This window comes from Luminiphilus syltensis NOR5-1B, from assembly GCF_000158175.1.
Classification (GTDB): Bacteria; Pseudomonadota; Gammaproteobacteria; order Pseudomonadales; family Halieaceae; genus Luminiphilus; species Luminiphilus syltensis.
Genome location: NZ_DS999411.1, coordinates 2,656,422 through 2,677,588 on the forward strand (window position 1 = coordinate 2,656,422; position 21,167 = coordinate 2,677,588).

Annotated in this window: 20 protein-coding genes; 15 read left to right on the top strand and 5 right to left on the bottom strand. The window is 56.1% G+C overall.

Features of this window, described 5'->3' with window-relative positions:
- Nucleotides 1-2: 2 nt before the first annotated feature.
- Nucleotides 3-1,100: a phosphoribosylaminoimidazolesuccinocarboxamide synthase gene (purC, locus tag NOR51B_RS12020; protein ID WP_009019918.1), complete on the top strand. Its 1,098-nt coding sequence runs from the start codon at nucleotides 3-5 to the stop codon at nucleotides 1,098-1,100.
- A gap of 54 nt (nucleotides 1,101-1,154) precedes the next feature.
- Nucleotides 1,155-1,556, top strand: coding sequence for a TIGR01244 family sulfur transferase (locus NOR51B_RS12025; RefSeq protein ID WP_009021433.1), 402 nt, complete (start codon nucleotides 1,155-1,157; stop codon nucleotides 1,554-1,556).
- On the opposite strand, the gene NOR51B_RS12030 is transcribed toward NOR51B_RS12025, so the two are convergent.
- Nucleotides 1,553-2,065, bottom strand: a complete 513-nt coding sequence (locus tag NOR51B_RS12030; protein WP_009019354.1) for a hypothetical protein — start codon at nucleotides 2,063-2,065, stop codon at nucleotides 1,553-1,555. The two genes, NOR51B_RS12025 and NOR51B_RS12030, sit on opposite strands and share 4 nt — an antisense overlap.
- A 147-nt stretch (nucleotides 2,066-2,212) precedes the next feature.
- Here NOR51B_RS12030 and NOR51B_RS12035 point away from each other — a divergent pair, with 147 nt between their 5' ends.
- Nucleotides 2,213-2,914 carry a cytochrome b/b6 domain-containing protein gene (locus tag NOR51B_RS12035; protein ID WP_009019039.1) on the top strand — a complete coding sequence of 234 codons (702 nt, stop codon included), beginning with the start codon at nucleotides 2,213-2,215 and terminating at the stop codon, nucleotides 2,912-2,914.
- Nucleotides 2,915-2,963: 49 nt separating this feature from the next.
- Here NOR51B_RS12035 and NOR51B_RS12040 read toward each other — a convergent pair whose 3' ends face one another.
- Nucleotides 2,964-3,431 carry a c-type cytochrome gene (locus NOR51B_RS12040; RefSeq protein WP_009021053.1) on the bottom strand — a complete coding sequence of 156 codons (468 nt, stop codon included), beginning with the start codon at nucleotides 3,429-3,431 and terminating at the stop codon, nucleotides 2,964-2,966.
- A 167-nt stretch (nucleotides 3,432-3,598) separates the two neighbouring features.
- On the opposite strand from NOR51B_RS12040, the gene NOR51B_RS12045 reads away from it, so the two are divergent.
- The 5 genes from NOR51B_RS12045 to NOR51B_RS12065 all read left to right on the top strand — a co-directional run bounded on the left by NOR51B_RS12045 (nucleotide 3,599) and on the right by NOR51B_RS12065 (nucleotide 11,274).
- Entirely contained in the window at nucleotides 3,599-4,909 is a 1,311-nt protein-coding gene (locus NOR51B_RS12045; RefSeq protein WP_009019052.1) for an aspartate aminotransferase family protein, read from the top strand.
- A 105-nt stretch (nucleotides 4,910-5,014) separates the two neighbouring features.
- Entirely contained in the window at nucleotides 5,015-6,823 is a 1,809-nt protein-coding gene (locus NOR51B_RS12050; protein ID WP_009021500.1) for an acyl-CoA dehydrogenase, read from the top strand.
- 136 nt (nucleotides 6,824-6,959) lie between these two features.
- Nucleotides 6,960-8,390: an aldehyde dehydrogenase family protein gene (locus NOR51B_RS12055; protein WP_009021334.1), complete on the top strand. Its 1,431-nt coding sequence runs from the start codon at nucleotides 6,960-6,962 to the stop codon at nucleotides 8,388-8,390.
- 84 nt (nucleotides 8,391-8,474) lie between these two features.
- Nucleotides 8,475-9,983: a glycerol kinase GlpK gene (gene glpK / locus NOR51B_RS12060; protein WP_009019926.1), complete on the top strand. Its 1,509-nt coding sequence runs from the start codon at nucleotides 8,475-8,477 to the stop codon at nucleotides 9,981-9,983.
- 196 nt (nucleotides 9,984-10,179) lie between these two features.
- Nucleotides 10,180-11,274: a glycosyltransferase family 4 protein gene (locus NOR51B_RS12065; RefSeq protein WP_040482092.1), complete on the top strand. Its 1,095-nt coding sequence runs from the start codon at nucleotides 10,180-10,182 to the stop codon at nucleotides 11,272-11,274.
- A gap of 23 nt (nucleotides 11,275-11,297) precedes the next feature.
- Here the strand turns inward: NOR51B_RS12065 and NOR51B_RS12070 are convergent, their stop codons facing one another.
- The gene (locus NOR51B_RS12070; protein ID WP_009019437.1) at nucleotides 11,298-12,761 is read right to left on the bottom strand and encodes an NAD-dependent succinate-semialdehyde dehydrogenase; all 1,464 of its coding nucleotides are present in this window, start codon (nucleotides 12,759-12,761) and stop codon (nucleotides 11,298-11,300) included.
- Between the two features lie 94 nt (nucleotides 12,762-12,855).
- Nucleotides 12,856-13,917: a phage shock protein operon transcriptional activator gene (gene pspF, locus NOR51B_RS12075; protein WP_009018992.1), complete on the bottom strand. Its 1,062-nt coding sequence runs from the start codon at nucleotides 13,915-13,917 to the stop codon at nucleotides 12,856-12,858.
- 231 nt (nucleotides 13,918-14,148) lie between these two features.
- Here pspF and NOR51B_RS12080 point away from each other — a divergent pair, with 231 nt between their 5' ends.
- From NOR51B_RS12080 to NOR51B_RS12110, 7 genes are all read left to right on the top strand, one after another.
- Nucleotides 14,149-14,328 carry a hypothetical protein gene (locus NOR51B_RS12080; protein ID WP_009021474.1) on the top strand — a complete coding sequence of 60 codons (180 nt, stop codon included), beginning with the start codon at nucleotides 14,149-14,151 and terminating at the stop codon, nucleotides 14,326-14,328.
- A 22-nt stretch (nucleotides 14,329-14,350) separates the two neighbouring features.
- Nucleotides 14,351-15,067 carry a phage shock protein PspA gene (gene pspA / locus NOR51B_RS12085; RefSeq protein WP_009019999.1) on the top strand — a complete coding sequence of 239 codons (717 nt, stop codon included), beginning with the start codon at nucleotides 14,351-14,353 and terminating at the stop codon, nucleotides 15,065-15,067.
- 66 nt (nucleotides 15,068-15,133) lie between these two features.
- Entirely contained in the window at nucleotides 15,134-15,382 is a 249-nt protein-coding gene (pspB, locus tag NOR51B_RS12090) for an envelope stress response membrane protein PspB (RefSeq protein ID WP_009018959.1), read from the top strand.
- Nucleotides 15,382-15,861: a PspC domain-containing protein gene (locus tag NOR51B_RS12095; protein WP_154647740.1), complete on the top strand. Its 480-nt coding sequence runs from the start codon at nucleotides 15,382-15,384 to the stop codon at nucleotides 15,859-15,861. The genes pspB and NOR51B_RS12095 overlap by 1 nt, the downstream gene beginning before the upstream one ends.
- Before the next feature lie 318 nt (nucleotides 15,862-16,179).
- Nucleotides 16,180-17,043 (top strand): universal stress protein, encoded by an 864-nt coding sequence (locus NOR51B_RS12100; RefSeq protein ID WP_009019716.1) that lies wholly within the window; start codon nucleotides 16,180-16,182, stop codon nucleotides 17,041-17,043.
- 45 nt (nucleotides 17,044-17,088) lie between these two features.
- Nucleotides 17,089-19,236: a polyphosphate kinase 1 gene (ppk1, locus tag NOR51B_RS12105; protein WP_050759478.1), complete on the top strand. Its 2,148-nt coding sequence runs from the start codon at nucleotides 17,089-17,091 to the stop codon at nucleotides 19,234-19,236.
- On the top strand, nucleotides 19,237-20,187 hold the full coding sequence (locus tag NOR51B_RS12110) for a DUF808 domain-containing protein (protein WP_050759479.1): 951 nt from the start codon (nucleotides 19,237-19,239) through the stop codon (nucleotides 20,185-20,187). It begins immediately after the preceding gene.
- Between the two features lie 34 nt (nucleotides 20,188-20,221).
- On the opposite strand, the gene NOR51B_RS12115 is transcribed toward NOR51B_RS12110, so the two are convergent.
- Nucleotides 20,222-20,515, bottom strand: coding sequence for a hypothetical protein (locus NOR51B_RS12115; RefSeq protein WP_040482093.1), 294 nt, complete (start codon nucleotides 20,513-20,515; stop codon nucleotides 20,222-20,224).
- Between the last annotated feature and the right edge of the window lie 652 nt (nucleotides 20,516-21,167).

Sequence of the window (21,167 nt, forward strand, 5' to 3'; positions counted from 1 at the left end):
CGATGGCGAATATCCCAACGATTCTTGAAATCAGTGATGATTTTCCCATCGCGACGTCCTCGCCCGTGCATTCCGGGAAGGTGCGCTCCGCTTATTGGCTGACAAGCAATGACTCACGACGCCTCGTGGAGGCCCGTGGTTACCCGGCAAGCGCCGATTCACAGTTGGGCATCCTGATTATTTCAGATCGTATCTCTGCTTTTGAGTGTTTGTGGCATGGAGAGGGTGATTTACGCGGAGTGCCCGGTAAGGGCGCCGCTTTAAATGCCATTTCCGCACACTGGTTCGACCGCTTCAGGACAGAGGGCCTCGCGCGCAGTCACATTCTCGAAGTACCCCACCCTCTGGTTTGGGTGGTGCAGCGCGCACAACCGATTCAGATCGAAGCGATTGCTCGGCGCTACATTACCGGGTCCATGTGGCGTGCCTACCATGCCGGAGCACGGGATTTTTGCGGCTATACATTGCCCCCGGGTCTCCGCGCCCATGAGCGACTGGAGGAGCTTGTGGTCACTCCATCAACCAAGGGTATTATTCGGGGCATACCCGGCGTGCCTGAAGCCGACGACGTCAATGTATCGAGATCGATACTGCGCGCCCATTGGCGCGCTTTCGATTTCAGAGCCTCAGCGACATCGATCGCTACGAGCAGTTGTTATGCGCCGGCTTTGACCTTATCAGCAGCGATCTCGCCCGGGCAGGGTCGTATTTTTGTGGACACTAAATTCGAATTTGGATACGTCCACAGCGAATCAGGTACGTTGGAAATGATTTACATGGATGAGGTGGGCACACCGGATTCATCACGAATATGGGAGGGTGACGCCTACCGGCAGGGGCAGGTGGTAGAGCGCAGTAAAGAAGCTTTCCGCCAGGCACTGCTTGACCTGGCTCCAGACCCGGCTGTGCTGCTCGACAAGCAGCGGATGGCAGAGCGCCTGGCGTTTGCAGCAACAACCACCTTGCCACTCGAACTGATGATGGACGTCTCTCAAAATTATCTCGGGCTCGGTCGGGAGATCACCGGCTCCGAAATACGCGTCCCTGAACACCCGAGGGCGGAGATACTCGACGCGCTGGCTGGATTGGGATTAATCTAACGCGGTTCGGTTCACCAACGCGCCGAAAATTCAACGAATGCTAAAGAGTAGTTTATGAAGATAATCAATCTGACCGACCATCTCGCGGTTTCCGCACAGCCGACTCCTGCTGATATGGCCACCCTTGCTGCAGACGGTTATCAGACAGTCATATGCAACCGTCCCGACGGCGAGACTGACGGCCAGCCAACAATGGCTGATATGGAGGCTGCCGCCACTGCCGCGGGTTTACGTTTTGTTCGATATCCGGTCAACGCAACGACATTCCCGGGTGCTGCACCCGCTGATATGGCCGCTGAATTTGATAACCAGGAAAAAACACTGGCTTACTGCCGCACCGGAACCCGATGCACCAATCTATGGGTGGTGACACGCAGTGAAGAACAGCGCGGCGAGGCAGAAGCCAAAGCGCTGGCACTGGGTTTTGAACTAAGTCTTGCCAACCAGGCCCGCTAAAGTTCGGTAACAATCGCGTTCAGGGCCTGGCGCTCAAGACTGGATAGCTTTTCGAGTGCCATGTCCACATTGATGGCGGCACTGGCCGGCGGTATGTGCGCGGGGTGGTAAGCCTCGGCGATCATCGCGTAGGGGTAGGTTGAACCGGCCGACACTGCATTGAGCGCATAAACCCGAATTTCGATACGGCTACCTGTCGCCACCTGGCCCCCCGTTAGGTCTGCCATCTTGCGTCCTGCTTTTGCAACGATGATGGCACTTTCTATTTTTTCCACGGCATAACCGGCACCTCGCAATGTTGCGCCGATGCTCGCGCCTCGACGAATCTGCTGGTCAGGTTCAGCAAGTTCGGGGCAGGTCGGTAGAAAAAACTGCGTTAACGCGAGCGTCCTGCAGATCTTCTCACCATTCTCCATGCTGTAAAGATTGGCAAGTCGGGTTTGCTCTGACTGGCGCATCACGTCGACGAAATAACTGCCGAATCGCTCGCGAATGAGGTCGCTGTTCACTGGACTTTCCACATTGAGATGGTTAAAACGTCGGGCGAGAGCCGAGTACTGCGTGCTGCCTGAGGCAGCGGGCCGAGAGAATACCATAGCGGCACTGCCAAACCGAATAATGGTGATGCGCCAACACCTGAGTGGAGGAGAAAGGCCATGATCGACCGCGATCAACCGCTGGACGACAGCGCCCTTACCGAGCATGAGCAGGGTGCTGGCTACCCCGTTTGGGATCTGGCGGTCAGGGTTATCCACTGGTCGCTGGCGCTGGCTGTAATCGGTAGTTGGATTACCGCGGAGCAGGGCTGGATGGATTGGCACTCCCGATTCGGTTACGGCATCCTGATACTCGCCATAACCCGAGTTTTATGGGGGGTAATCGGCAGCTACCACGCGCGCTTTTCCACGTTTGTGGTAGGTCCTCGTACCTTCTTTGCCTATTTCAGAAGCCCATGGCAGAGCACGGGCCATAGCCCCTCGGGGGGGTATGCGACGCTCGCGCTACTGGGCCTGATCCTGCTACAGGCGGGATCTGGAATGATGTCGTCAGACGATATTTTGTTCGAAGGTCCACTGGCCTATTGGGCCGGGGATTTCAGCGACTCGGCCGGGCAGTGGCACGAAGTGAATTGGCTTCTATTGCAGGCCATGGTCGTCTTGCACGTGGGAGCGGTTCTGTACTACCAGCGTTGGCGTAAACAGCCCTTGATTCAGGCCATGTGGTGGGGAAAGGCGCCGGATAAAACCAGCGACCACCCGCCAAAACCGCTGTGGCGAGCGGTCGTGGCGGGGGCGGTCGTCGGCCTGATGTTATACGCTATTGTCGAGATGGCCCCGGAGGCGCCGTCCTTTTATTAACTTTTTATTCAATAACTTAGAGCCTACTCCTTAAGCTGTCAGTAACTAGTCAGTAGAGATAGTCCTTTGACTTGTAGTCGTCGTGACAGCTTTTGCAGGCTTTGCCTGTAGCCCCTAGCTGTGCACCGATCGCTTCGCGATCACCGGTACCGGCGGCTTCAGCAAGTAGTGCGGTCTGCTCGCGCAGTTCGGCGAGTTTTTCCTTGAAATCATCCATGTTCTCCCAGATTTCCGGTTTGGCGCGGGTTTTACCCTCGCTGCTGCCCGGGGCGAACCCGCGCTCAACGTTGGTACCGGCGATGGCTGCCAGGTCAGTAGCCCAGCCCTCGAAGGTGGCCTGGTCCCATTCGATCTTGCCTTTCACCATGTCGGCCATCGGGCCAAAATTCATCCCAACGAGGGCAAAGTAGGACTGTCGCAGCGACTGCAGCGGCTCGTCTCCGTCGATGTGCGCGGCCGTAGGCAATACAACGGCGAGCGATAGGGCGCTGGCGGTCAAAAAACGTCGTGGTGACATAAGCTTCTCCAAATTGTCCGAATAATGACTGTGGTTTGTTTATTTACTGGTGAAACGCCTCTTCAGATTAACCCCGGCGGGGGGTATCGGGAGGCTTACACTGCGCTCAGGTTACCACTAAGATGCCCCTTGTTTCTGTTCAACGTCAACAGGGAGCCCGAATCGACATGAGCCAGGCCAATCTCGAATACCACTGGATGCCTTATACCGGTAACCGCCAGTTTAAAAAAGATCCGCGGATGATTCATTCCGCCGACGGGGTCTGGTACACCGATGATCGCGGTCGAAAAATCCTGGATGGCCATTCGGGGTTGTGGACCACCGGGTTGGGTCATGGCCGGCCGGAAATCGCAGATGCCATCACCCGTCAGCTCGCTCAACTGGACTATGCACCCCCCTTCCAATTCGGCCACACGGGCGCTTTCGAGCTCGCGGAGAAGTTAAAGGAGCTTATGCCCGACCCGCTGAACTACGTGTTTTACACCAACTCGGGTTCAGAATCGGCAGACACCTCACTGAAAATGGCCAGGGCCTACTGGCGCCTGAAAGGGCAACCCGCCAAGACCCGCTTTATTGGTCGATCCAAGGGCTATCATGGCGTTAATTTCGGGGGCATCTCCGTTGGAGGTATCGCTGCAAACCGCCGTCATTTCGGTCAGGGCGTTGAGGCCGATCACCTGCCGCATACCATGCTGCCCGAAAACAAATTTGTTCATGGTATGCCGGAAACCGGTGCCCACCTCGCCGATGATCTGTCGGAGCTGATCGCGCTGCACGACGCCTCTACCATTGCGGCGGTCATCGTAGAACCTATGGCGGGTTCGGCGGGGGTAATTCCACCGCCTGTGGGTTACCTGCAGCGACTTAAAGAAATCTGTGTCGCCAATGATATTTTGCTGATTTTTGACGAAGTCATCACGGGTTTTGGTCGCTGCGGCGCCATGACGGGCAGCGACGCCTTCGGTGTAGTCCCGGATATTATCAATACGGCCAAACAGCTAACCAACGGGGTAATCCCCATGGGCGCGGTTATTGCGCATGAAGACATCTACCACACTTTCATGGAGCACGGGGGCCCGGAATATGCCCTCGAATTCCCCCATGGGTATACCTATTCTGCGCACCCCGTCGCCTGCGCTGCCGGCATTGCCGCGCTTGATGTTCTGGTTGAGGAGAAGCTGGTGGATCGCGTCGCTGCGGAAGCCTCTTACTGGGGCGAGTTGCTGCATACACTGCGGGACAAACCCCATGTCAGTGATATACGTAACTACGGATTTGCAGGTGCGCTAACCATAGCCCCTTACCCGGGAGAGCCACTGCGGCGACCTTTTGAAATTGCGATGGGACTCTGGGAGCGCGGATTCCTGGTGCGCTATGGCGGCGATACAATTCAGCTTGCACCGGCCTTTGTGATGGAGCGCCCGCAAATGGAATCGCTGGTCTCAGCACTGGGCGAGACGCTGGATGCACTCGCGTAGCACGCTTGGCCTATAATCCGGTGCAGACCCTGAATGGGTGAGCGCGCTTTACCACGCAGCCTTTGGGTAGCGTAAAGAGCAACCCCTGATCCTCTGGAAGCTGTTATGACTGCGCCGTTGCTTTCTCGTCGTGATATTGAATTCTACCTTTACGAGGTCTTTCAGGCCGAGGATCTCACTTCCAGAGCGCGGTATAGCGATCACAACCGAGAGTCGTTTGATGCGGCGCTTGATCTAGCCGAGAAGATCGCGGTCGATCACTTTCTGCCGATCAGGAAGAAGGTCGACCGAAACCCACCGGAATTTGACGGTGAGCGGGTCAGGCTGATCCCCGATATTAAAGCGGCGTATGAGGCAGTTGCCGAGGCGGGATTGATTGCCGCCGATCAGGATTACAGCATGGGCGGTATGCAACTGCCCCCGGTGGTCAGCGCCAGCGCGACGGCCTATTTGACGGCAGCCGGCAGCACCACCAACGGCTATCATGCCCTGACGGCCGCCAATGCCAGTTTACTGGAAGCCCATGGTGACGAGGAGCAGATCGCCACCTGGGTGCCCCGGCTCCGATCCGGGGAGTTTGCGGGCACCATGGCGCTGAGTGAACCACACGCCGGCTCCAGCCTGTCCGACATCACCACCAAAGCGGTTCTCCAGTCTGATGGCAGCTACCGCCTCTACGGCAGCAAAATCTGGATTTCTGGCGGTGATCAAGAGCTGTCGTCGAATATCGTTCACGCGGTGTTGGCGCGCATCGAGGGCGCGCCGCCTGGTGTCCCTGGGATCTCGCTGTTTATTTGTCCTAAATTTTTACTCGACGAATCGGGGCAGGTCAGTCGCCGGAACGACGTCCATCTAACCGGCTTGTTTCACAAAATGGGGGGCCGCGGTCACACCTCAACAGCTCTGAATTTCGGGGAACGTGAGGGCGCTGTTGCGTTTCTCGTAGGGCAGCCCAATGCGGGCCTGGGCTATATGTTCCATATGATGAACGAAGCCCGGGTCATGGTGGGCATGATGGCAGCTACTCTTGCCCTCACCGGTTTTCAGTACGCGCTGTGGTACGCCCGAGAGCGGACCCAGGGACGACTGCCCTCAAATAAAAATCCCCTTTCAGCGCCCGTGGCCCTGATCGACCACGCCGATGTGCGGCGAATGTTATTGGCGCAAAAGGCCTACGCCGAGGGCGCCTTTTCGCTGTGTCTATTTGCCTCGCAGCTGGTCGATGACGCGCGAACTCACCCCGATAGCGAACAGCGGGAATGGGCCCATGACCTGCTCGACTTCCTCACGCCGATCGTCAAAACATTCCCGTCGGAATTTGGACCGAGGGCTAACGACCTCGCTATTCAGGTCTTGGGCGGAGCAGGTTATACCGATGAGCATCCGGTAGAGATGATGTATCGGGACAACCGCCTCAATCCGATTCACGAGGGTACTACCGGGATACAAGCCCTCGATCTGCTCGGGCGCAAACTCACCGAGAAAAAGATGCGCGGCTATATCACTTGTGTCGGCGCCATGGAACGCGAGCAAATAAAGGCGTCCAAGTGGGAGTCTTTACTGGAAATGGATATGGCGCTGGGTTCAGCGCTCGGGCACCTGAAGCGGGCGACTGAAGCGCTTGTTTCTGCGCTCAACGAAGAGAATACCGATCTCGCACTGGCGAATGCACCGGTTTATCTGCAGCTGTTTGGTCATGTGGTCGTCGGGTGGATGTGGCTGCGTCAGGGGAGGGCAGCGGTGGAAGCCCTGCAGGGTGCCGACCTCGATCAGACCGAGGAGGCGTTCTACAGGGGTAAGCTACAGGCGATGAATTACTTTGGTCGCTGGGAGCTTCCCCAGACCGCAGTGTGGTCGGACCTACTATGTTCGCTCGATGCGACACCGCTTGAAATGGACCCAGACTGGTTCTGACATGCACCCCCTGCGAATATTGAGCGGCTCGGGTACCATGACGGCTCGGTAGTTTTATGTCGTAACCGATACCAGCTTCGGCTGTTGACGACCGACTTTCAATCTTTGAATCAGCACAGCAGACAACGAGGGCTACATGCGAGACTACAAACAGTTTTATATTAACGGTGAATGGGTCGACCCACAGACGGTGAATGATTTTGACGTCATTGATCCCGCTACTGAAACGGTATGCGCCCATATTTCGTTGGGTGGTGAGGCAGACGTTGATGCCGCGGTAGCCGCCGCCAAAGCGGCCTTCAAGACCTATAGCCAAAGCACCATCGCCGATCGAATTGCGCTTTTCGAGCGAATCATTGAGATTTACAAGCGGCGTATACCCGAGATCGCCGAGGCGATTCGTCTGGAGATGGGTGCACCCATTTCATGGGCGTCGTCGGCGCAGGCCTATTCCGGACTTGGGCATCTTCAGGAAGCCGCCGAAGTGCTGAAGACCTTTGAGTGGGAGGAGGACCTCGGTGATCATCGTATCTTCAAAGAGCCAATCGGCGTCTGCGGTCTGATCACCCCGTGGAACTGGCCGCTCAATCAGGTGAGCTGCAAGGTCGCGCCGGCTCTGGCAACAGGATGCACCATGGTGCTTAAGCCGTCGGAAATTGCACCGCTCTCGGCTTATCTCTACGCTGAAATCTTGCATGAAGCAGGTGTCCCCGCAGGCGTGTTCAATCTCGTTAATGGCGACGGCCCCACCGTGGGCACAGCCTTGTCGAAGCATCCGGATATCGACATGATGTCATTCACGGGCTCGACACGGGCAGGGTCCCTTGTCGCACAAAATGCAGCACCGACGGTAAAAAGGGTGACGCAGGAGCTGGGCGGAAAATCTCCCAACATCATTCTCGACGATGCTGATCTTACGAAGGCGGTCAAATACAGTGTGCGTGAAATGTTCAGCAATACCGGTCAATCCTGTAACGCGCCATCGCGACTGCTGGTGCCGCGTAAGCAGCTCCCCGAAATTGAAGAACTGGCCGTAGCCGCGGCCGCCAAAGCACGCCCCGGCGATACTGCGGAAAAAACCACCAATATGGGCCCCGTGGTTTCTGATGTTCAATGGAACAAGATTCAGGGGCTGATCAAGGCGGGTATTGAGGAAGGTGCCAAACTGTTGTGTGGCGGCCCAGGGCTGCCCGACGGCGTCGACCGGGGCTACTACGTTCGGCCGACGATTTTTTCCGAGGTGTCCAACGATATGACGGTTGCCCGGGAGGAGATTTTCGGTCCTGTGCTGGTGATTATCCCCTACGATTCCGAGGAGGAGGCGCTCGAAATAGCCAACGATACGGTTTATGGGCTCGCGGGCTATATCCAAACAGGCAACATTGAACGGGGGCGTGAGCTCGCACGCAAGCTGCGTGTAGGCAATGTCTCCATTAATGGTGTTGAGGCCGATTACAACATCCCGTTCGGCGGTTATAAGCAGTCGGGTAACGGGCGAGAGTGGGGTTCCCACGGCTTTACCGATTATCTGGAAATAAAGGCAGTTTCAGGTTACGAGTCTGCCTAGGTAGCACTTACTTTCCGGCGTCCGATTCGGGCGCCTTTCCCCTTGCGATTGAAGCCAGGCAATCGGAGAGCAGGATAGATAAGCATGCCGAAAGTCATACTCGCCATTGATCAGGGCACAACCGGAACCACCGTCGCCATGATGGATACGGGGGGAAACCTACTAGCCAGTGTTAACCGCGAATTCCCGCAACGGTATCCGAAGCCCGGGTGGGTCGAACACAATCCCGAGGACATCTGGATGTCCGTGCTCAAGGGGATTCGCGGCATCTTCAAACGAGGCAGCGCCAAGCCAGCCGATGTGATCGCCATCGGTATTACCAATCAACGCGAGACCGCGCTGTTATGGGATACCGACTCTGGGAGTTCTCTCAACAACGCCATCGTCTGGCAATGCCGAAGAACCACCGAATTCTGCGACAATCTCAAGCGTTCCGGCGCTGAGGGCTTGGTCCGCCAGAAAACAGGGCTGGTCCTCGATCCCTACTTCTCAGCCAGCAAGTATCGCTGGTTGCTGGATAATACTCCTGGCATAAAGTCGAAGGTTCGCAAGGGTCGCGTTGCAGCCGGAACCATTGACAGCTTTTTGGTGTGGCAGCTAACGGCCGGAGAACAGCATGTCACCGACGTCTCCAATGCGTCACGCACGTCGCTGATGGACATCGATCGCGGTGACTGGGACGAGGACCTGGGCGCACTGTTCGGGGTGCCACTGTCGATATTGCCCGAGATAGCGCCATCCAGTGGGGTTCTCGGCCATACCCGTTCAGTGCCCGGACTACCTGACGGTATCCCGATAGCAGGGATGGCTGGTGACCAGCAGTCGGCACTGTTTGGCCAGGCGTGCTTCCACACCGGTGAGGCGAAATGTACCTTTGGTACCGGCTCTTTCATCCTGACCAATACGGGCAAACAGCGCATCCAGTCCAAGGCCGGTTTACTGACTACGGTGGCCTGGCAACTCAAGACGGGGGGGCCGCTTTATTATGCCCTCGAGGGCGGAGCTTTCGTCTGCGGTGCGGCGGTACAGTGGCTCCGTGATGAGCTGCAAATTATCCGCAATGCTGCGGACATCGAGGTGCTGGCCGGCACAGTATCCGACAGTAATGGCGTCGAATTTGTGCCCGCGCTGACCGGGCTCGGTGCGCCGCATTGGGATCCAGACGCACGGGGTTTGCTGTGTGGTCTTACCCGCGGTAGTAATCGGGGGCATATTGCACGGGCAACCCTCGATGCGATGGCATTGCAAAATGCTGACATACTCATCGCTATGGAGCGAGATCTGGGGAAGCGACTCAAGCCTATCCGCGTCGACGGTGGTGCCTCAGCAAACCAACTCTTGATGCAATTACAGGCCGATTACATGGGACGTAAAATTATCAGGCCAAAGGTCGTGGAAACCACAGTAGCGGGTGCCTGTTTCCTCGCGGGGCTTGGTGTCGGCGTCTGGAATTCGACTGCTGATATTACTCGCAGCTGGCAGATCGATCGGGAATTTAAAGTGGGCTTATCGGCAGCCGGACGCAGGGAGCGTCTTGCTTCGTGGCAGCGGGCCATTGCGCGTGCGCGAACCGGGGAGGGTGCCGATGGCTGATGTTATTCCGTTTAAGAAACACGTCAAAAAGCCTGTCGACTTGACGCTCTGTCGAAACGGGCATCACAAATGGAAGATCGTTAACAGCGATCCATTTGCCGTACACCGAGGAGAGCTTATTTCGCGATATCGCTGTGCACGCTGTGGCAAGGAACGGAGTCGGGCGCAATGATGTTTATTGTCATGCCGCTATAAGATGCACATACTTCACGTGGAGACGGGCCGCTTTCTCTATGGCGGCGCATTACAGGTTAGCTATCTGATCAACCGGCTGCAGCGCGAGGGCATCAGCAACACCCTGGTTTGTCCACCGGGGAGTGCCATCGCCGATGCGATTACCCCACCGGCGATCACCGTAGAGGTTGCTCTCGCGGGAGATCTTGATATCGGTTTTGTTGGCCGATTGAGACGCGTGATAAAAACGACGAAACCCGACCTGGTGCACTTACACAGTCGACGCGGCGCCGATGTTCTCGGCGGCATTGCAGCAGCGCTTGAGGGAACCCCCTGCGTGCTGTCGCGCCGGGTTGACAACCCCGAGTCTCGGTGGGTGATACCTATCAAATACCGGCTTTACGATCATGTGATTACGATCTCTGAAGAGATACGGCGAGTGTTGCTCGACGGCGGTCTATCCGGCAAGCAGATTACCTGTGTACGTAGTGCCATAGATAGCGATGCCTGGAACCTTGCACCGGAACGCGGCTGGTTTTTGACCGAATTCAACCTGCCCGAAGACGCACGGGTTTTTGCAATCGCCGCACAGTTGATCGAGCGAAAAGGACATCGTCATTTACTTAAAGCACTGCCTTCGTTACTCGAGCGCTGGCCGGAGCTGCACATCCTCGTGTTGGGGCAGGGGCCGCTCTATGGAGAACTGGTCGAGATCGCAACAAAAAAGCCCTTCCTCGGGAAGGTACATGTCATTGGTTTTCGTCAGGATATCAAGCGTATTCTGCCCAATCTTTTTGCTGTCGTGCACCCTGCGGATGCCGAGGGGTTAGGGGTTGCCCTGTTGCAGGCGTCATCGGCGGGCCTGCCAATTGTCGCTACTCGGGCAGGGGGCATTCCCGAAGTCGTCGTCGACGGAGAAACCGGTTATCTGTGCCCCCCGGGGGATACTACGGCGATTGCTGATGCCATGAACAGCTTACTCAGCAACCCTGATACCGCGCGCCGTATGGGTGAGGCAGGCAAACGTCGCATGCAGGATGAATTCTCCGTTGACGTCATGGCACGGGGAAATCTGGCGGTATATCGACAAGTCCTTGAAGCGGCGGGACAGGGCTGATTGGCAAATTCAGACGCGATACCTTATCGACCAAGTCCGCCCATAAGGATGTATTTGATTTCAACGTAGTCGTCGATGCCATATTTCGACCCTTCGCGTCCACTACCGGACTCTTTGACACCGCCAAAGGGGGCCATTTCGTTGGAGATGATGCCCTCGTTTACCCCAACCATGCCGTATTCGAGTGCTTCACTGACGCGCCATACCCGACCGATATCCCGAGTGTAAAAATAAGAGGCCAATCCGAATTCGGTATCGTTGGCGATGGCCACTGCTTCCTCTTCGCTACGGAAACGAATAACCGGCGCTACGGGCCCAAAAATTTCATTGCGGAAGACCGGCATGTCCGCAGTAACCTCGGTCAATACGGTAGGGGTATAAAAGCACTCACCCAGCGCACTGCGCTCTCCACCCAACGCTAATTTAGCGCCCGCCTGAATCGAGCGCTGGACGAGGTCATCCACATCATTGACCGCTTTGACATTGACGAGTGGTCCAAGCTGCGTAGATTCATCCATTCCATTGCCGAGACGGAATTTGGCGGTCTCAGCCACCAACTTTTCCACAAAGGCGTCGTAAATGTCTTCGTGCACCAGCATTCGATTGGTACAGACGCAGGTTTGGCCACTGTTGCGGTACTTTGAAACCAGGGCACCTTCGACAGCAGCGTCGATATCGGCATCTTCAAAAACGATGAAGGGTGCGTTACCGCCCAGTTCCATCGACGTCTTTTTCAGCGTTGCCGCGCACTCGGTTTCCAACTGCTTGCCCACCGGTGTAGACCCTGTAAATGTCAGTTTGCGCACAATCGGATTGCCGGTAAGTTCAGGGCCAATATCCCGAGAGCTGCCGCAGACCACATTGACGACCCCGTCGGGTATGCCGGCACGGCCCGCGAGTTCAGCCATCGCAAGGGCGGACAGGGGAGTCTCACTTGCGGGCTTGATGACCACCGAGCAGCCCGCTGCAAGCGCTGGACCAACTTTGCGCGCGATCATGGCGTTAGGGAAGTTCCACGGTGTTATCACGGCGACGACACCCACCGGTTGTTTAATACAGATCACGCGTTTGTCACCGGAAGGGGCGGGTATCACGTCACCGTCGATTCGCTTTGCCTGCTCTCCAAACCACTCGATATAGGAGGCGCCGTAGGCAATTTCGCCCCGGGCTTCCGCGAGTGTTTTTCCCTGCTCCGCGGTGAGGATTTTTGCAAGGTCTTCTTGATTATCCATGATGAGATCGAACCAGCGCCTCAGCGCCTGTGCACGGGCCTTTGCCGGCGTCGCCGACCAATCCGCCATCGCTGAATCGGCGGCGGCGATGGCTCGCCGAGTTTCCGGTTGTCCCACCTTGGCGATGGACGCGACCAGGGCGCCCGTTGCCGGGTTGGTTACATCGAGGGTATGTCCATCATCACCATCCACCCAGGATCCGTTGATGAGCGCCCGGGTTTGTAGCAGGGTAGGATCGTCGAGGAATAGCGTCATGAATCAGGCCTTATTTCAATAGAATAAAATGCGTAACAGGTTACCTAATAAGTATACTCGAAAATACGTAGGCATTAATGCTTCGGTAGAGGATCTATTTTCGAGGGTTGCTTACCCGCCGGGGTGGGCGCGTTCTCAAATCGTGTTTGCGCATCAAGCCCCGTAACTGATCATAGCTCAACCCGAGTAATTCAGCGGCAACCTTTTGCTGTTGGCTTGCCTCCTCCAGCGCCTCGAGCAAGATAGCCTTGGCATACTCCGTTACACACTGCTGAAAATCGATGGGCCAATCCCGGCGAGGCGGTAGGCCTGTGCTCAGCCGTTCCGGCGAATCTGAAACGTCTGCCAAATCTTCTGCCGTTGAATCGCCACCGAATGGGCCGGCGAAGTTTGCAAAGGGATCAACCACAACTTCATCCACGGCAGCATCATCGCGGCCCCAGCGAAAAAGCGAACGCTCGACCGCATTTTTAAGCTCGCGCACATTGCCCGGCCAGCGGCAGCCCTTCAGCGTCTCCATCGCTTCATCGGTGAAGCCCGGGAACAAGGACCAGCCCAGGTCCGAAGACATGCGCACGGCAAAATGTTGTGCGAGCTCTTCGATATCGCCGGGTCGCTCGCGCAAAGGGGGCAAGCGCACCACATCGAAGGTCAGGCGATCCAGTAAATCCCAGCGAAACTGCCCATTGTTTGCCATACCCCGTAGATCAGCATTTGTGGCGGCGATAATCCGCACGTCGACTTTTAAGGTGCTCGACCCACCTACGCGCTCGAACTCACCGTACTCGATAAGCCTTAGTAGCTTCTCCTGTAGACGCAGGGACATCGTACCCAACTCATCGAGAAACAGACTGCCCCCATCGGCGCGTTCAAAGCGGCCAATGTGCCGCTTGGTCGCCCCTGTAAAGGCCCCGGCTTCATGCCCGAATAGTTCGCTTTCCAGAAGTGACTCGGTGATGGCGCCACAGTTGACCTTAATAAACTGCTCAGACCAGCGACTCGAAAGAAAGTGAAGCCGTTCGGCGCCGAGTTCTTTTCCGGTGCCGCGTTCCCCAATCACCAGTACCGGTCGGTCAATGGTGGCCAGTGCCGACAGGTGGTCCAGGGCCGCCGAGAGCGCCGGGCTTTGCCCGATAATCGTCTGGGGTGCATTCATAAAGGCTAAATTAGCCCTACTGGGTATAAAACACCACTAAAAATGCGATAAACGCCTTTAATACGTCGCCGACAAGGTCCGTCTCAGCTAAAAAAAAGCCTTAAGTATCTGTTTTCGCAATGATTTATTAATCTGGCACGGCATTCGCTAAATACCGGTTGAAGGCGCCGGGTTGGCCGGAATCGCCAGAGGGGCAGGGAAGCCCCACTCATTATCAAGGAGTAATACCGCATGGATACACTGGACGAACGATTCTCGATCTACACCGCGGTAGTTTTCATCTGCAGCACCCTGGGTGCGCTGGCCGGGCTGAGTGCCGCGGCGGTGACCTTTGGCGTGTTGGCGGTCGGTATCGAGCTGGCGTATGTCGCTAGTGGCCTGATGAACGCGACGGACCAGTCCGACGCCTAGGTCCATCGAAAGGAGAAGCATCATGGGTATATTTTCACGTATGTCAGACATTGTTAACTCCAACCTGAACGCGCTGTTGGACAGCGCCGAAGATCCGGAGAAGATGATTCGCCTGATTATTCAGGAGATGGAAGACACGCTGGTGGAAGTACGGAGCTCCTCGGCACGGGTGTTGGCGGACAGGAAGACCGCGGCCCGACGGCTGGAGGCGACCGAGGCGGAAGCCGCGCAGTGGGAAGCAAAAGCGAAACTGGCGATCAGCAAGGGCCGCGAAGACCTGGCCCGGGCAGCGCTTCAGGAGAAGCGGGCGATCGAGGAGGAAGTGGCGGCGGTTCAGGAGGAACTGTCGGCGACCGACGAGCACATTGCCCAGCTCAACGAGGAAGTGAGCCAGCTGCAGGCGAAGCTCAATGACGCCAAGGCGAAGCAGAAGACCATTCTGATGCGCTCGAAGACGGTCCAGTCACGGATGCAGGTCAAGCGTCAGGTGCATCGCACCGAGCTCGATGAGGCCTTCACCAAGTTCGACAAGTTCGAGCGACGGGTGGATAACCTCGAAGGGCAGCTGGAGGCGATGGATCTCGGTCGCGATGTGACGCCGGATCTGGCGGCGGAGATCGAGTCGCTGGCGCAGGACGAGTGGCTGACCGAGGAACTCGATCGTCTCAAGGCGTCGATGGCGTCGAAGGACGACAAAGCCACCAGCAAAGGGAAGTCATCAGGCGGTGCAAAGGACTGAGAGGATGAAAGGCCAGGGAAGGCTGTTTACACTCGATATCACCGACGCAGGACCAGGGAGTCAACGATGAGCATTACGGAAGCGTTATTTGTACCGACCATACTGTTCATGCTGATCGTGGCGCCGATCTGGATTGTGATGCACTACCAGAGCCGCAAGCGCTCGAGCCAGAGCCTGAGCGAGGATGATCGTCAGGAGCTTGATGAGATGCTGGCGACGGTGGACAAGCTGAGCGACCGAATCGTATCGCTGGAGTCGATACTGGATGTGGACCATCCGAATTGGCGCAAGACAGACGGACAAAGGAGCGAATGATGCGCAGGGATGAGCGTGGTTACCGACGGGCCGATCGCCGCGAGGGGATAGGTTCACGCAAGAAACGGGGTTGGGGGATTGGCTTATACCGCAACCGCAGCGATGCCTGGCTCGGCGGTGTGTGCGCGGGCTTTGCCGACCACTGGGATGTACCGGCGTGGATGGTGCGTTTGGGTGTGGTGGCGCTACTGATCTTTACCGGCTCGCTGGCTTTCTGGGGCTACATCGTGGGCTGGTTGTTACTGGCGCCGCGCCCGGGCCGCTTTGAGGCGGACGCCGAGGATGACGTGGCCATGGAATACGACGAAGATCTGCACCAGTACCGCCCGAAGACGGTGTTTCGGTATTCGGATGCGCCGAGCACACGAATCCGCAAGGCTCAGGAGCGACTGAACAAGGCCCTGAGCCGAGTGGAGGCGATGGAGCGTTACGTGACTTCGCGCCACTACGACCTCAACCGGGAGTTCTCCAAGCTCTAGGTGAACCATCAGCGAGAACCCGAAAGGCGGCCAGGGGCCGCCTTTTTTATGCCGTGATAAAACGCTTAACACTGTGCATCGAGCATGGCGCACCGGAATTCTTATCGGGTCAAGGGCCATGCCCGGAATTATTTTCAAGGGACAAAGTCAGTCATTTAGCGCCGATTTTGCCGCCAGCAGGGAAGTGCATCCATATTTTCTAAGGTGGCGGGACACAACACAGTTTTCACCCGATGCGGCTAACGCGTTGGCACGATTAAAGATGCGTAATGACCGGCTCGGTTCTATACTGGAGTAGTCACTAGTTAGGGAGGTTTCATGAATAAGGTACTGATTGTTGCTGATATCGAGGACAAGTGCTCCGCAACCCCGCGAGGCTTGAGTCTGGCGCGGGAAATGGATCTTCAGCCTGAAGTGGTCGCCTTTGCCTGGGTCGACTTGAGCAAACTAGCCCTCAACGAGGCTACCAGTGCCGAAGCCAAGAAAAAGATTATTGCAGAGCGGCGAGCCGCTGTAGAGGCCCGGGTCGAGAAATATGCGCAGGGCGAATCGGTCAAGGTGACCGTGGTGTGGGCCAAAGAGATCCATGACTGGATCTGCAAACGTGCTGAAAACGGCTATGCCGCTGTTGTAAAAACCCGGCATCAGACCGAATCGATTGGTCACACACCCACCGACTGGCATCTGTTGCGCGAGTGCCCCGCACCCGTGCTCCTTGTTGGCAAAAAGCGCTGGAAGAAAGCGAGCACCATACTGGCCACCGTGGACCTGAACGCGAAAAAGAAAGTCAAACAGCAATTGAATATTGACGTTATTTTGGAGGCGAGGCATTTCGCAGAAATTTTTGATGCCGAGCTCAAAGTACTGGGTGTGCTGGAAGTCCCGACACTTCTCGCGGATTTGGATCTCGTCGATCCGAAAACCTATGCCGATGAGCGCAAAAAAGAGGCTCAACCGATTATCGACGCCCTGGTCGAAGCCACCGGTGTCGCGCGTTCGGCGTTCAAACTCAAGCGCGGCCCAGTGGCAGAGACGATTGTGTCCGAAGCCAGCCGTCTGAAAACCCAGCTTGTGGTCATGGGAACCGTCGGGCGCCGTGGCGTCAAAGCCAAGGTGATCGGTAACACCGCTGAGGAAGTACTTCACTTGTTGAAGAGCGACACACTGACTCTGAAGCCCTGATCTACCGCGCGGGGCTTTCCTGGCGCCATGGAGGCGTCTGCCGGCATGTCAAATGAGATCACAATCAGACTCGCTGATCTTGATGAGTCCCTGTTTATGCCCCGAGAGCTCAGTTGGCTCTCTTTCAACGAACGGGTACTGCAGGAGGCGATGGACAGCAGCGTCCCGCTGATTCAGCGTGTACGCTACCTGGGCATTTTTTCAAGCAACCTCGATGAGTTTTTCAGAGTGCGCGTGGCCGAAGTGCGCCGCCTCATCAGCGTCTCCCGAGGCAGTCATCGGCAGCGGGCCAAAGAGCTGTTAACTGCGATACAGGCACGCGTGGTGGAGTTGCAGGCCGAATTCGATGGTGTTTACGACGCTGTCTTGGCAGAGCTGGCGGCTCGTAAAATCTACCTCATCAATGAAACCCAGCTTGATGAGGGACAGGCGGCTTTTGTTCAGGAGTTCTTTCATGAAAAAGTCCTTCCCGAGTTGGAACCTATTCTACTGCGCGACGATCAGCCTATACCGAATCTGACCGACGAGTCGCTTTATCTCGCTGTAGCACTTGAGACGACTCGAGGTCCCCAGTACGCCGTCATCGAGGTGCCCACCGATCGACTCGATCGCTTCATTGAGATACCCAAGCGCAAGGGCAAAGGCAAGCGGGGCAGGGTGTTTATTGTTCTCGACAACATTATACGGGCATGCATGAAGCAGGTGTTCCGAGGTGTGTTCACTATCAAATCCGCGCAGGCCTACTGCTTTAAGTTCTCGCGGGATGCCGAACTCGAAATCGATGCCAGCATCACCGAAAGCCTGATTGAAAAAATGGCGTCGAGTCTAAAGCAGCGTCGAAAAGCCGATGCTGTGCGCTTTGTATTCGATGGCGCCATGCCCGAAAACCTCCTTAGCTATCTGCGCAAGCGGTTCGGTTTCGGCAAGTACGACAGCCTCATTCCTGGCGGTCGGTACCACAACTCAAAAGACTTCATCGCATTTCCCAACGCGGGTCCAAAGTATCTTGAGTTCAAGCCGCTACCACCTATAGAGATACCCCGACTGGAATCGGGTGCAAACTGCTTTGAGACGATTCGGGAGCAGGACGTACTTCTCTATTATCCTTATCACTCCTTCGATTACATCGTCGATGTCCTGAAGACGGCGGCGCTCGACCCCGACGTTCTGGCAATTAAGATTTGCCTGTATCGCGTAGCTCGCGATTCGAGGGTAGTCGACGCCCTGATCAACGCCATCAACAATGGCAAGCGGGTTATGGCGGTGGTTGAACTGGCGGCGCGCTTCGATGAGCAAGCCAACATACAGTGGGCGCAACGACTCACGGATGCAGGGATCGAGGTTATCTTTGGCATTATGGGCCTCAAGGTCCACAGCAAGCTGTTCCTCATCGAGCGGCGCGAGAGCGGGGCGACCAGGTATTACAGCCACATCGGCACAGGGAACTTCAACGAGAAAACCGCGAGGTTATATACCGATTTCGCGCTCCTGACCTTCGACCAGGCGATTGGCCAGGACGTTGCAAAAGTTTTTGACTTCTTGAAGTACAGCTATCGCCGCCCCGACTACAAACTGCTTCTGGTATCGCCACACAATTCCCGGTCCGGATTGCTTGCGCTGATTGAGCAGGAGATTCGCAACGCCAGGGATGGGTATCGGGCCGCAATCATCCTGAAATGCAATAACCTCGTCGATCGACAGCTGTCAATGAAGCTCTACGAGGCGAGTCAAAGTGGGGTAGAGATCCGACTGATTATTCGCGGTATGTGCGCCTTACTGCCGCAGGTATCGGGAATCTCTGAAAATATTGAAGCGATCAGTATTGTGGATCGCTATCTCGAGCATCCCCGGGTTTATGTTTTCCATAACCGCGGTCGACCACGTTACTTCATCGGCTCTGCCGATTTAATGACGCGCAACATCGACTACCGGGTTGAGGCTCTCTGTCCGGTCAACGGCGAGGACAATCAGAAAATTATTCAGGATATTCTCGATCAACAGTGGTTCGACAACGTCAAGGCACGGACGCTGGACGCCGAGCAGCGCAACGCCATGCCACGCCGGAACAGCAAGGGCGGCAAGATTCGGTCCCAGGAATCGATCCACCGCTACTTAAGCGCAGGAAAGTTGCCACGATACCCCAAGACGTTTATGCGCAAGCCGTCGCGGCGGCGACGCAAAGGAGGGGGATAAATGGCATTTGGCAGCCTGCTGGCCCTTCTGGATGATATCGCCGCAATACTCGATGACGTCTCGGTCATGACCAAAGTCGCCGCCAAAAAAACTGCCGGTGTTCTGGGGGACGATCTGGCGGTCAATGCGGAAAAGGTTACCGGCGTGCGACCCGAACGGGAATTGGCCGTGGTTTGGGCGGTCTTCAAGGGTTCTGTCGTCAACAAGTGCATACTCGTGCCCGCTGCGCTGGTGATCGCGACCATCGCCCCCTGGCTGATAACCCCGCTATTGGTCTGCGGTGGGCTTTACCTGTGTTTTGAGGGGTCCGAGAAACTGCTCCACTGGCTTAAGGAATCAAAACATACTGACGAGGAGGGCGCCGCGCAGCGTGTCTCCAAGCTCAGAAAATCACCCAGCGATCTCGTGGCGCTTGAGCGAAGTAAAATAAAAGGCGCGATTCGTACCGATTTTATTCTGTCCGCCGAGATCATTGTGCTGACGCTTGGCGTGGTCGAAGACTCTGACCTTGTCACTCAGTTAATTGTGCTTGGCGGAATAGCGGCCGCTATGACGGTTGGTGTTTACGGTTTGGTTGCCGCCATCGTAAAGCTGGATGACCTGGGCTTGTACATGAGCGAGACCGCCGATGACAAAACGCTGGCGGGCGTGCAACAGGCCATCGGCCGCGGATTACTCGCCTTCGCTCCATTTCTGATGAAAATGTTATCCATCGTTGGAACAGTAGCCATGTTCATGGTCGGTGGCGGCATCCTATTGCACGCGGCACCAGCACTCGAGCACCAGTTGGTTGATCTGATCAAGCCCCTGGGACTTGGCGGCTGGAGTACCCTGATGATGACACTGCTCAGTGCAATCGGGGGCATGATAGCAGGAGCGATTCTGGTTGCGGTGTTCAGCATTGGGGCGCGATTTCTTCCAATGCCGAAGGAAAGCAGGGATTCGCCTTAACGGAAGGTCAGCGCCCTGCAGGCTGGCGAATTAATCAGGAGACGTCACCATCCCGGAGGTTATAAAACGGTGACATCCGCCCATTGGCAGAAACGATAAAAAATGTGAATCCATCGGGCGCTTCAAGTACGACTTCCGGGGCGAAGAAGAGGTGTTCACGCATAAACCGAACTGCAAACCCCTGCGCGCGCTTATTCAGAACAACGGCCTGCTGGGCGCCGGTCAGCTTCGTCTCAAGCGCTGCACCATGCTGATCACGGTCTTCCCGTCGTTCCGGTAATGAGTTTTGAACATCGTCACGACGATGTATCTGATAATGAGTGGGCATGGCGGCGGCACCTTTACTTACTATTCGAACGTTTTTCCCTAAATCGATTAGCTTTTAGCACGATGCCCAGTTTGCATCTCAACAAGGGCACGTCTCACGATTTCGCAAATGAGACTAATTCAAGGTTTGAGCGGAGTCACGGGGCAATTGTTGAAAATGCAAAGTGTTTGGCACTAAAACGCCGGTGGGCTAGTACTTTAGTACTAAAGTCCTTGAGATTTTGCGCAATAGATTTTTGAGTTTAAATTCAATATTTTAGTAAGTCTTTCTCAAGTTAATAGTAATCATGCGGCAGCTGGAATTATCCGGTATCGGTTCGAAAAACAGCCCTGAGGTGTAGGCAGAGCACCGTTTTGCCTCAAAATCCGTAGTTACCTGCCTGGGGGGGGGTATCACGAAAGGCCTGACGCCAGGACCCCTTACGCCTTATCATTAACTGCGTATAATGTATATTATGTTAAATTAACGATCTACCGAAGGGTTCCCGCTTGTAGATAGGTCCCAATGATAAAAAACAGCTGCTAACTTTGAACCTCACAAGTTGTCTATAGTGTCAGGATAATCAAGGTGGCCCCCCCCCCCGCGGTGAGACTGGTCCTGTCGCGACTTTGTAAAGCACCCCGCGTCGACGTGGCTAATGAGCCCATTTTTG

Bases quoted from the DNA above. Each gene is read 5' to 3' on its own strand.
- NOR51B_RS12040 (WP_009021053.1), bottom strand. From the start codon at position 3,431: ATGTCACCACGACGTTTTTTGACCGCCAGCGCCCTATCGCTCGCCGTT.
- NOR51B_RS12080 (WP_009021474.1), top strand. From the start codon at position 14,149: ATGGATACACTGGACGAACGATTCTCGATCTACACCGCGGTAGTTTTC.
- pspA (WP_009019999.1), top strand. From the start codon at position 14,351: ATGGGTATATTTTCACGTATGTCAGACATTGTTAACTCCAACCTGAAC.
- NOR51B_RS12035 (WP_009019039.1), top strand. From the start codon at position 2,213: ATGATCGACCGCGATCAACCGCTGGACGACAGCGCCCTTACCGAGCAT.
- NOR51B_RS12070 (WP_009019437.1), bottom strand. From the start codon at position 12,761: ATGACGCTATTCCTCGACGATCCTACCCTGCTACAAACCCGGGCGCTC.
- NOR51B_RS12055 (WP_009021334.1), top strand. From the start codon at position 6,960: ATGCGAGACTACAAACAGTTTTATATTAACGGTGAATGGGTCGACCCA.
- NOR51B_RS12095 (WP_154647740.1), top strand. From the start codon at position 15,382: ATGCGCAGGGATGAGCGTGGTTACCGACGGGCCGATCGCCGCGAGGGG.
- NOR51B_RS12050 (WP_009021500.1), top strand. From the start codon at position 5,015: ATGACTGCGCCGTTGCTTTCTCGTCGTGATATTGAATTCTACCTTTAC.
- NOR51B_RS12115 (WP_040482093.1), bottom strand. From the start codon at position 20,515: ATGCCCACTCATTATCAGATACATCGTCGTGACGATGTTCAAAACTCA.
- NOR51B_RS12100 (WP_009019716.1), top strand. From the start codon at position 16,180: ATGAATAAGGTACTGATTGTTGCTGATATCGAGGACAAGTGCTCCGCA.
- glpK (WP_009019926.1), top strand. From the start codon at position 8,475: ATGCCGAAAGTCATACTCGCCATTGATCAGGGCACAACCGGAACCACC.
- ppk1 (WP_050759478.1), top strand. From the start codon at position 17,089: ATGTCAAATGAGATCACAATCAGACTCGCTGATCTTGATGAGTCCCTG.
- purC (WP_009019918.1), top strand. From the start codon at position 3: ATGGCGAATATCCCAACGATTCTTGAAATCAGTGATGATTTTCCCATC.
- pspF (WP_009018992.1), bottom strand. From the start codon at position 13,917: ATGAATGCACCCCAGACGATTATCGGGCAAAGCCCGGCGCTCTCGGCG.
- NOR51B_RS12065 (WP_040482092.1), top strand. From the start codon at position 10,180: ATGCACATACTTCACGTGGAGACGGGCCGCTTTCTCTATGGCGGCGCA.
- NOR51B_RS12045 (WP_009019052.1), top strand. From the start codon at position 3,599: ATGAGCCAGGCCAATCTCGAATACCACTGGATGCCTTATACCGGTAAC.
- NOR51B_RS12110 (WP_050759479.1), top strand. From the start codon at position 19,237: ATGGCATTTGGCAGCCTGCTGGCCCTTCTGGATGATATCGCCGCAATA.
- pspB (WP_009018959.1), top strand. From the start codon at position 15,134: ATGAGCATTACGGAAGCGTTATTTGTACCGACCATACTGTTCATGCTG.
- NOR51B_RS12025 (WP_009021433.1), top strand. From the start codon at position 1,155: ATGAAGATAATCAATCTGACCGACCATCTCGCGGTTTCCGCACAGCCG.